This is a genomic window from Acinetobacter sp. YH12201, assembly GCF_013418145.1.
Taxonomy (GTDB): domain Bacteria; phylum Pseudomonadota; class Gammaproteobacteria; order Pseudomonadales; family Moraxellaceae; genus Acinetobacter.
In genome coordinates, this window is the sequence record NZ_VPCP01000156.1 from 1 (window position 1) to 2,594 (window position 2,594).

The window sequence follows — 2,594 nt, forward strand, 5'->3', positions numbered from 1 at the left end:
AGGTTAACCGAATAGGGGAGCCGTAGAGAAATCGAGTCTTAATAGGGCGTTTAGTTGCTGGGTATAGACCCGAAACCGGGTGATCTATCCATGAGCAGGTTGAAGGTTAGGTAACACTGACTGGAGGACCGAACCCACTGTCGTTGAAAAGCCAGGGGATGACTTGTGGATAGGGGTGAAAGGCTAATCAAACTCGGTGATAGCTGGTTCTCCCCGAAAGCTATTTAGGTAGCGCCTCGGACGAATACCATTGGGGGTAGAGCACTGTTTCGGCTAGGGGGTCATCCCGACTTACCAAACCGATGCAAACTCCGAATACCAATGAGTACTATCCGGGAGACAGACTGCGGGTGCTAACGTCCGTAGTCAAGAGGAAAACAATCCAGACCGCCAGCTAAGGCCCCAAAATCATAGTTAAGTGGGAAACGATGTGGGAAGGCATAGACAGCTAGGAGGTTGGCTTAGAAGCAGCCACCCTTTAAAGAAAGCGTAATAGCTCACTAGTCGAGTCGGCCTGCGCGGAAGATGTAACGGGGCTAAAACTATGTGCCGAAGCTGCGGATGTATACTTTGTATACGTGGTAGGGGAGCGTTCTGTAAGCCGATGAAGGTGGATTGAGAAGTCTGCTGGAGGTATCAGAAGTGCGAATGCTGACGTGAGTAACGACAAAGCGGGTGAAAAACCCGCTCGCTGAAAGACCAAGGGTTCCAGTCCAACGTTAATCGGGGCTGGGTGAGTCGACCCCTAAGGCGAGGCCGAAAGGCGTAGTCGATGGGAAATTGGTTAATATTCCAATACTTCAGTGTAATGCGATGAGAGGACGGAGAAGGTTAAGTCAGCCTGGCGTTGGTTGTCCAGGTGGAAGGAAGTAGGCATGCATCTTAGGCAAATCCGGGGTGCTCTATGCTGAGATCTGATAGCAAGCTGTACTTGTACAGTGAAGTGGCTGATACCATACTTCCAGGAAAAGTCTCTAAGCTTCAGTTACACTGGAATCGTACCCGAAACCGACACAGGTGGTCAGGTCGAGTAGACCAAAGCGCTTGAGAGAACTCTGCTGAAGGAACTAGGCAAAATGGTACCGTAACTTCGGGAGAAGGTACGCTGCTTTTGGTGATGGAACTTGCTTCCTGAGCTGAGAGCAGCCACAGAAACCAGGCCCCTGCAACTGTTTATTAAAAACATAGCACTCTGCAAACACGAAAGTGGACGTATAGGGTGTGATGCCTGCCCGGTGCTGGAAGGTTAATTGATGGGGTTAGCGTAAGCGAAGCTCTTGATCGAAGCCCCAGTAAACGGCGGCCGTAACTATAACGGTCCTAAGGTAGCGAAATTCCTTGTCGGGTAAGTTCCGACCTGCACGAATGGCATAATGATGGGGGCGCTGTCTCCAGCAGAGGCTCAGTGAAATCGAAATCGCCGTGAAGATGCGGTGTACCCGCGGCTAGACGGAAAGACCCCGTGAACCTTTACTGCAGCTTGACATTGAACTTTGATCTTACTTGTGTAGGATAGGTGGGAGGCTTTGAAGCTGGGACGCTAGTCCTAGTGGAGCCAATCTTGAAATACCACCCTGGTAATATTGAGGTTCTAACTCTGTCCCGTTATCCGGGACGAGGACCATGTCTGGTGGGTAGTTTGACTGGGGCGGTCTCCTCCTAAAGAGTAACGGAGGAGTACGAAGGTGCGCTCAGCGTGGTCGGAAATCACGCGTAGAGTATAAAGGCAAAAGCGCGCTTAACTGCGAGACCCACAAGTCGAGCAGGTACGAAAGTAGGTCTTAGTGATCCGGTGGTTCTGTATGGAAGGGCCATCGCTCAACGGATAAAAGGTACTCTGGGGATAACAGGCTGATACCGCCCAAGAGTTCATATCGACGGCGGTGTTTGGCACCTCGATGTCGGCTCATCTCATCCTGGGGCTGAAGCAGGTCCCAAGGGTATGGCTGTTCGCCATTTAAAGAGGTACGCGAGCTGGGTTTAGAACGTCGTGAGACAGTTCGGTCCCTATCTACCGTGGGCGTTGGAAATTTGAGAGGATCTGCTCCTAGTACGAGAGGACCAGAGTGGACGAACCTCTGGTGTACCGGTTGTGACGCCAGTCGCATCGCCGGGTAGCTATGTTCGGAAGGGATAACCGCTGAAAGCATCTAAGCGGGAAGCCTACCTCAAGATAAGATTTCCCCGAGACTTTATGTCTCCTAAAGAGCCGTTGAAGACTACGACGTTGATAGGTTGGATGTGGAAGCATAGTGATATGTGAAGCTGACCAATACTAATTGCTCGTGAGGCTTGACTATACAACACCCAAACAGTTGTTGTATAAAGCATCAATTAATTCGATATTAAGCAAAACAGCTTGATTTAGTGAACGCTAAAGAACAAAATACGACAGCTCAGATATACCTGTTAATGAATTCTATTTGACCAAGCATTGGCATCTAAATAAGACCAAACGCAAAGTCATAAACAGTTGTGCTGGCGACCATAGCAAGAGTGAACCACCTGATCCCTTCCCGAACTCAGAAGTGAAACCTCTTAGCGCTGATGGTAGTGTGGGATTACCCATGTGAGAGTAAGTCATCGCCAGCTCA

General features: G+C 49.9%; 2 rRNA genes. Both read left to right on the forward strand.

Features of this window, described 5'->3' with window-relative positions:
- Nucleotides 1-2,300, forward strand: a 23S ribosomal RNA gene (locus FTU91_RS16115); the annotation flags it as partial.
- A 177-nt stretch (nucleotides 2,301-2,477) separates the two neighbouring features.
- Nucleotides 2,478-2,592, forward strand: a 5S ribosomal RNA gene (rrf, locus tag FTU91_RS16120).
- Nucleotides 2,593-2,594 lie beyond the last annotated feature (2 nt).